The organism is Pseudonocardia sp. (genome assembly GCF_050250275.1).
Lineage (GTDB): Bacteria > Actinomycetota > Actinomycetes > Mycobacteriales > Pseudonocardiaceae > Pseudonocardia.
Map to the genome: position 1 here is coordinate 259,765 of NZ_JBFWOY010000003.1, position 7,028 is coordinate 266,792.

Annotated in this window: 7 protein-coding genes; 3 read left to right on the forward strand and 4 right to left on the reverse strand. The window is 76.7% G+C overall.

The genetic code is table 11. The annotated features are described in order from the left end of the window. Nucleotides 1–107: 107 nt before the first annotated feature. The 4 genes from AB7F12_RS05100 to AB7F12_RS05115 all read right to left on the reverse strand — a co-directional run bounded on the left by AB7F12_RS05100 (nt 108) and on the right by AB7F12_RS05115 (nt 3,841). Nucleotides 108–872: a hypothetical protein gene (locus AB7F12_RS05100; protein WP_428502031.1), complete on the reverse strand. Its 765-nt coding sequence runs from the start codon at nt 870–872 to the stop codon at nt 108–110. Nucleotides 873–962: 90 nt separating this feature from the next. Beyond that, complete coding sequence (locus AB7F12_RS05105; RefSeq protein WP_428502030.1) at nt 963–1,802, reverse strand: NUDIX domain-containing protein; 840 nt, start codon at nt 1,800–1,802, stop codon at nt 963–965. Between the two features lie 19 nt (nt 1,803–1,821). Then, nucleotides 1,822–3,141, reverse strand: a complete 1,320-nt coding sequence (locus AB7F12_RS05110) for a sensor histidine kinase (protein ID WP_428502029.1) — start codon at nt 3,139–3,141, stop codon at nt 1,822–1,824. Nucleotides 3,142–3,154: 13 nt separating this feature from the next. Next, nucleotides 3,155–3,841 (reverse strand): response regulator transcription factor, encoded by a 687-nt coding sequence (locus AB7F12_RS05115; RefSeq protein WP_428502028.1) that lies wholly within the window; start codon nt 3,839–3,841, stop codon nt 3,155–3,157. Between the two features lie 175 nt (nt 3,842–4,016). Here AB7F12_RS05115 and AB7F12_RS05120 point away from each other — a divergent pair, with 175 nt between their 5' ends. Genes AB7F12_RS05120 through AB7F12_RS05130 form a run of 3 tightly spaced genes read left to right on the forward strand, consistent with a single transcriptional unit; the run spans nt 4,017 to nt 6,906 of the window. After that, nucleotides 4,017–5,072, forward strand: a complete 1,056-nt coding sequence (locus tag AB7F12_RS05120; protein WP_428502027.1) for a LolA family protein — start codon at nt 4,017–4,019, stop codon at nt 5,070–5,072. Beyond that, a complete protein-coding gene (locus AB7F12_RS05125; protein ID WP_428502026.1) occupies nt 5,069–6,061 on the forward strand; it encodes an ABC transporter ATP-binding protein in 993 nt (330 codons plus the stop codon). Before AB7F12_RS05120 ends, AB7F12_RS05125 begins: the two co-directional genes overlap by 4 nt. Continuing rightward, nucleotides 6,058–6,906, forward strand: a complete 849-nt coding sequence (locus AB7F12_RS05130) for an ABC transporter permease subunit (protein ID WP_428502025.1) — start codon at nt 6,058–6,060, stop codon at nt 6,904–6,906. The genes AB7F12_RS05125 and AB7F12_RS05130 overlap by 4 nt, the downstream gene beginning before the upstream one ends. The last annotated feature ends 122 nt before the right edge of the window (nt 6,907–7,028 follow it).

Genomic DNA, 7,028 nt, shown 5'->3' on the forward strand with positions numbered 1-7,028 from the left:
CCCGTTCGTCGCGGCGCGGTCGGCCGTGGGCGGCGGGCCCCGCCGTGGCACCGCCGCGCCACCCGCGCCGCCACGCCTGCCCCGGCCCGCCACCCCGGTGATCGGAATCACCCCGTCCTCCGCACTCCCCGGGCCGCCTCACGCACCCTCGCGGCGATGCCGCTCTCCTCGCCGCCGACGACGACGGCCCAGCCCCGCGGCGCCGCCTGCGCCGCCTCGACGACCAGCACCCGGTGCACCGGGCAGACCACCGCCCGCCGCCCCGGCGCGACGTGAGCGGGCACCCCCGCCCTGCGCAGCACCCCCGCCAACCGCAACCGGGCCCTCGCCCCCAGCCGGTCCGCCGCCTCCGCGAGCAGCCGCTGCCCCACCCCCGCCCGCTCGGACGCCGCGACGACCTCCCCCAGCGCGACCGTCCCGGGCAGCACCGCGTCCAGGAACGCCGGACCGATCTCCAGTCCCGTCTCCACCACCGTCAACGCGGGAGCCGTCACCGGCAGCCCCCGCAGCCGCCCCAGGTCCGCGACCGCCAGCGTCCGTCGGCGCACCACGATCCCCGGCCTCCGGCCCGGTGCACGCCTGCGCGGCACCGTCACCGCGATCGACGACGGCGCCCGCACCGGCAGCCCCCACCACCACGCCGCCGCGGCGCCCGACAACACCGCCCCCTCCCCGGCCCACGACACCGCCGCCCACACCCGGGCCTCGTCGGTGCGTGGGGCGTCGCCCACCAGGTAGACCCGGGGATGCACGGGATGCCAGCGCCTGCGCGCGACCAGCCGGTCGACCGCACGCGGGGTCAGCCCCGTCGCCAGGGCCTGGGCCCGGGACACGACCCCGGCCTGCGTGGCGAGCACGTCCTCCAGACACATGCGGCTCCGACGCTCCCCCGCGCCGCCCGGTTCCCCCCGCCCCACGATCGGTTGCAGCCGCACACGACCGCCCCGGAGGGCCACCACCCGTCAGGGGCCGCGGGTCAGGGCGGCCCGGAGGTCGTGGAGGACGGCACGGTCGGCGTCGACCCAGGGCAGGGCGTCGAGCTCGCAGGGCCCCACCCACGCCAGCGCGTCGTGGTCGAGGGCCTGCGGCGCAGCGGAGCCGGGGCGCAGCCGGGCGAGGTGGACGCGCAGCAGGCCCGCGTCGATGGGGAGGTCGGTGCCGAGCCTGCCGCACGGCTCGACGTCGGCGCCGAGCTCCTCCGTGCACTCCCGGACGACGGCGTCGGCCTCCCCCTCGCCCGCCTCGACGCTCCCACCGGGCAGCTCCCACCGTCCGGCGAGCGCCGCCGGGCGGGTGCGCCGGGCGGCGAGGACCCGGCCGTCGACGATCAGCGCGGTCGCGACGACGACCCGGGCGCCCGCGACGCCGGCCACCGCCGACGACAGGCCCGCCGCCCGCGCGGCCAGGACGCCACGCAGGAGCGGACGGACGACGAGCGGGTCGGCGAGCGGGCCGAAGGGGGCGCGCCAGGTGAGGGTGTCGGTGACGCGGGTGCCCGTGGGCACGTCGACGAGGTCGGTGACATGGGTCAGGCCGTGGAGCGGGCCACGGACCAGCGACGTCGAGATGCGGGTCGGTGAGACCTCGTCGACGACGGTGACCGCGGGCAACCGGACCGGTAGCCACGGGACGCCGCGGACGCCGAGCCGGACCTGGTCGCCGGGGGCGAGGAGCCGGACGTCGGTGGCGAAGCGGTGGCCCGCAGCGGCGAGGGCGGCGGCGGCGACGGTGGCGTCGCGGAGCAGCCCGGCGACGGTGCGGGGCCCGGCCGTGACGACGTAGGAGAGGCGTTCGGCGGGCACCCGGTGATGGTCGCAAAGCTCAGCCGGCGACCGGCCAGCGCACCTCCAGTCGCGCGCCGCCGCCCGGGGCCGCCCCGGCCACGACGGTCCCGCCGCGGCCCCGGACCAGGCCGTCGACGAGGGCGAGGCCGAGCCCGGCGCCGCCGCCGTCGACGGCGTGTTCGGGGGCGAGACGGGTAAAGCGGTCGAAGATCCGGGCGCGGTCGTCCTCGGGGATGCCGGGGCCGTCGTCGTCGACGATCAGGCGCACCCACCGGCCCGCGGGCAGGACGGCGACGCGGACGACGGTGCGGGCGTAGCGGGCCGCGTTGCCCAGCAGGTTGTCCAGGACGAGCGCGACCTCGCCGGGGCCCGCGGCGACCGTGGCGGGGGCGGGCGCGACGACCTCGACGACCGGCCCCGCGGCCGGCAGCCGGGACGCGGCCGCGCGGACGGCGGCGACCAGGTCGACGGGTTCGGCGGCGGCGCGGCGGCCGGCGTCGGCGCGGGCCAGGGCGAGCAGGTCCGACAGCATCGTCGTCAGCCGTTGCGCTTCGTCCGCGATGGCGCGCAACGTGTCGTCGGCGAGAGCGGGGTCGGGGTGGGCGACGGCGACCTCGGCCTGCGCGCGGATCGAGGCGACGGGTGAGCGGAGCTCGTGGGCGGCGTCGCCGGTGAACCGTTCGAGGCGGGTGACGGCGTCGTCGCGGCGGGCGAGCAGCCCGTTGATCTCCTCGGCGAGGGCGCGGAGCTCGTCACGCGACTCGGGCAGCGGGAGCCGCGCACCGGGCGGGAGTGCGGCGGCGGCCGCGCGCATGCGGTCGACGGGGCGCAGCGCGGCGCGGGTGGCCGCCCACGCGGCCACGGCGATCACGGCCGCGACGACGAGCGCCGCGAGCAGGAACCCGACCGCGGCGCGGGCCAGCAGGGTGGCCCCACCGACCAGTGTCCCGCTGGCGACGACGAGCCGGGTCGACCCGTCGGGCACCACCGCAGGGACGGCGAGCCAGCGGCGGAACTCGCCGTCGCCGAACGTGGTGATCGCCGCCCCGCCGGCGAGGCGATGGATCTCGCTGTCGCGCAGCGGGAGTGGCCCGCGGCCGTCGACGGGGGTGCCTGCGGTGTCGACGATCCGGATCCCGGGTCCGGCAGCCGCAGCCCCACCGGTGCGCAGGTCCGCGGCGACCGTGGTCGCCTGCCCACGCAGCTCGGCGTCGGCCGCCCCGGTCAGCGTGGACGCCACGAGCCCGGCACCGAGCCGCGACAGCAGGACCAGCGCGACGACGGCCACGACCCCGACGACGAGCGTGATCCGCAACCGCAGCGAGCGCCGTGTCCACCAGCGGCGCAGGCGGGTCACGCGGTCGGGTGGGTCACGTGCCCGAGCCCACCAGGTAGCCGAAGCCGCGGACGGTGCGCAGCAGGTGCCCGGCACCGACGGCCTCGAGCTTGCGTCGCAGGTATCCGACGTAGACCTCGACGACGTTGCGGCTCGCGGCCTGCGAGTCGCCCCACACGAGCCGGAGCAGCTCGTCCTTGGCGACGGCGGTGTCGGGCCTGCTGGCGAGCGCGTGCAGCAGCGCGAACTCCCGCGGCGACAGCTCCATGGCGTTGCCCTCGTAGGAGGCGCTGCGGGCCGCGGGGTCGACGACGAGCCCGCCGAGGCGGACGCGCTGCCCGGTGCGGCCGAGGGTGGCGTCGCGGCGGCGGAGCATCGACTTGAGCTGGGCGACGAGCACGACGAAGGAGAAGGGTTTGACGAGGTAGCCGTCGGCGCCGAGGTCGAGCCCGTCGGCCTGGTCGATCTCGCCGTCCTTGGCCGAGACGAGCAGGACGGGGGTGTCGACGCCGGCGGCCCGCATGTGTTCGAGGACCCGGTAGCCCGACAGTCCGGGGAGGATGATGTCGAGGACGACGGCGTCGAAGCTGCCGGTCAGGGCGGCGCGCAGCGCGGACTGCCCGTCGCCGACGGACACCACCTCCATGCCCTCGGCGGTGAGCCCGCGGTGCAGCGCCGTGCGCACCCCGGGCTCGTCGTCGACCACCAGCACTCTCGCCATCGCGCCGGACGCTACTGGTCCCCACCCGCGCCGGGCACGGATGTCCACGGGTCGGGCTAAGCGGACTCTCAGCGCGCTCGGCGCCTCCACAGCGCGCTCGGCGCCTCCACAGCGCACTCAGAGCCTTCTCAGCGCACTCAGTGGCTTCTCAGGGCCGATGCGTCAGGCTGAGCGCATGGCATCACGACGTGGCTGGGCACGGGTCGGCATGGGGGTCGCCGTCGCGGGGGCGGTGGGGCTGGGCCTGCTGGCCGTCCCGGCCGGCGCGGGCGCGGCGCCGGAGCTGCCGCCGGTGAGCGCGGAGGACCTGGTGACGTCGGTGGTCGAGGCGAAGGACCCGGGTCCGCTGCACGGGACCGTGACCCTGGACAACGCGCTGGGGCTGCCCGCGATCGCGGGTGTGCCGCAGACCGCGAACGGGACCTCGACCGCTCAGGTGTGGTCCGACGGCGCCGGCAGGGGCCGCCTGTCGGTGCCCAGCGGGCAGGGCGAGAAGACGATCGTCGACGACGGCACGACCGTGTGGGCGTGGGACTCCGCGGACAGGACCGTCACGAAGACGGCGGCGGGCGCGGGGCACACGACCCCGCAGGCCCACGCGACCGACCCGGCCGCGGCCGCGCAGAAGGCGATCACGGACCTGCGGGCGACGAGCACCGTCGCGGTCGACGGCACCGCCGAGGTGGCGGGGCGCCCGGCCTACGAGCTGGTGCTGCGCCCGCTGCCGACGGAGCGGACGCTGCTGCGCGAGGTGCGCGTCGCGGTCGACTCGGAGAAGCGGGTCCCGCTGCGGCTGACGGTGCTGGCCAACGGCTCGTCGGACCCGGCGCTGCAGGTCGGTTTCACCCAGCTGGAGTTCGGGGCCCAGGATGCGGGCATGTTCACGTTCACCCCGCCGCCCGGCGCGACGGTGACCGAGGCGCCCGACCGCCCCGGTGACGCGCAGCAGCCGCAGCGTCCGGAGCCGAAGGTCGTCGGCGACGGCTGGGACACGGTGACGATCGCGACGATGCCGGCCGACGCCGGACAGCAGCAGGCCCGGCCGGGCCCGGGCCGGCCCGACGGCGGCGACGCCCCCGACCTGTCGTCGATCGGCAAGGAGGTCAGCGGCCCCTGGGGCAGCGGCCGCGAGATCGACACCGCGGTGGCGACGGCGATCATCACCTCCGACGGCCGGGTCGCGGTCGGCGCGGTGCCCGCCCAGGTACTCACCGAGGCCCTCTCGCAGTGACCGTCCCCACCGAGCAGAGCGCCGCCGCCGGCGCACACGGCGCCGGTGATCCGGGTGGGGGGGCCACTCCGGTCGCCGCACCCGCGGCCGCTGTCCGCGGAGTGCGCAAGGTGTTCGGCAAGACCGTCGCCGTCGACGGGATCGACCTCGAGGTGCCCACCGGCGCGGTGCTGGGAATGCTGGGTCCCAATGGGTCCGGCAAGACCACCCTGATCCGGATGCTCCTCGGGCTGACCCGGCCCACCGCCGGCACCGCGGAGCTGCTGGGGCACGCGGTGCCCGACGCCGCCGAGCAGGCGTTGCCGCACGTCGGCGCGCTGGTCGAGGGGCCCGGGTTCCACCCGTTCCTGTCGGGCCGGGAGAACCTGCGCCGGGTCGCGGCCACCGAGCCGCTGCTCGCGGGCCACGAGATCCGCGACGCCGTCGGTACCGCACTGGAGCGGGTCGGGCTCGCCGACGCCGCCGACCGCCGCTTCCGCGGCTACTCCCTCGGCATGAAGCAGCGCCTGGGCCTGGCCGCGGCGCTCCTGGTGCCGCGCAGGCTGGTCGTGCTCGACGAGCCCACCAACGGCCTCGACCCCGCCGGCACCCGCGACGTCCGGCGGATCATCGCCGAACTGCACGCGGGGGGCGCGACGGTGCTGGTGTCGTCGCACCTGCTGGCCGAGGTGGAGGCGACGTGCACCCACGTCGCGGTGCTGCAGGCCGGGACGCTGGTGGCCTCCGGCGAGCTGAGTGCGCTGCTGGAGGCCGGGACCGGCGGGCTCGTCGTCACGACACCCGACGTCGACACCGCACTGGAGGCGTTGCGCGGCATCGGCGCGACGGCGTTCCGGGAGGGCGACGGGATCGTCGTCGCCGACGGCGGCCCACCCGCCCCGGAGGTCGTTGCGCTGCTGGTCCGGGCGGATGTCGGGGTGCACGAGGTCCGGCGGCGCCGGGCCCGGCTGGAAGAGCTGTTCGCGCGCCTGACCGAGGAGTCGCCATGACGTTGGTCGAGAGCGCCACGACGCCGCACCGCGGGTCCGCGCCCATGGGCCGGCTGCTGGCCGCGGAGCTGCGCTGGGTGCTGCGCAGGCCGCGCACCCTCGTCATGCTGGGCCTGTTCGCGCTCGTCCCGATCCTGATCGCGATCGGTGTCGTCGTCGTCGCCGACCGGTCCGGGGGCGGGCTGATCGGCGCGATCGCGGGCAACGGGCTCGTCCTGCCCGTCGCGGCGATGACACTGATGCTGGCCCTGCTGCTGCCGCTGGCCGTCGCCATGGCCGCGGCCGACGCCATCGCGGGCGAGGCCGCCCACGGCACGCTGCGCAGCCTGCTGCTGGCACCGGTCGGACGTGGCCGGCTCGTCGTGATGAAGGCGTTCGGCGTGCTCGTCGTGGCCGTGGTGGCCACGGTGATCGTCGCCGTCGTCGGGGTGCTCGCCGGGCTCGTCGTGGTGGGTGGTGCCGACGGCACGCTCGTGACCCTGTCCGGTACCACGCTCGGCTTCGGCGAGGCCATGGGCCGCGTCGGGATCGCCGCGCTGTGGACGGTCGGGCAGCTCGCCGCGGTCGGTGCGATCGCGCTGGCGATCTCGGCGTTCACCGAGCACCCGCTGGTCGTGCTCGCGTCCGTGCTCGGTGGGCTCATCGTGTTCGGGGTGCTCGGCGCGATCCCCGCGCTCGACTGGCTCCAGCCCTACCTGTTGACGACGGGCTTCTCCGCCGGCGCCGACGTGCTGCGCGACCCGATGACGTGGGGCGATCCGGGCAGCAGCACACTACGGGCGTTGTGCTACATGGCGATCGGTGGCGGGATCACCACGAGCCGGATGCTCACGCGCGACGCCTAGGTGTACTGCTCGGGCAGGTTGGTGCAGGGCGACACACCCGTGAGGGTGCTTGATCCAGGGAGGACCTCCGGGCTGAGTGTGGAGCTGCTGAAGGCACCCACACCCTCGCCCTGGAGGTCCTC

What these genes read in the sequence shown, in the direction of transcription:
- AB7F12_RS05100 (WP_428502031.1), bottom strand. Translation starts at nt 872, where the DNA reads ATGTGTCTGGAGGACGTGCTCGCCACGCAGGCCGGGGTCGTGTCCCGG.
- AB7F12_RS05115 (WP_428502028.1), bottom strand. Translation starts at nt 3,841, where the DNA reads ATGGCGAGAGTGCTGGTGGTCGACGACGAGCCCGGGGTGCGCACGGCG.
- AB7F12_RS05120 (WP_428502027.1), top strand. Translation starts at nt 4,017, where the DNA reads ATGGCATCACGACGTGGCTGGGCACGGGTCGGCATGGGGGTCGCCGTC.
- AB7F12_RS05130 (WP_428502025.1), top strand. Translation starts at nt 6,058, where the DNA reads ATGACGTTGGTCGAGAGCGCCACGACGCCGCACCGCGGGTCCGCGCCC.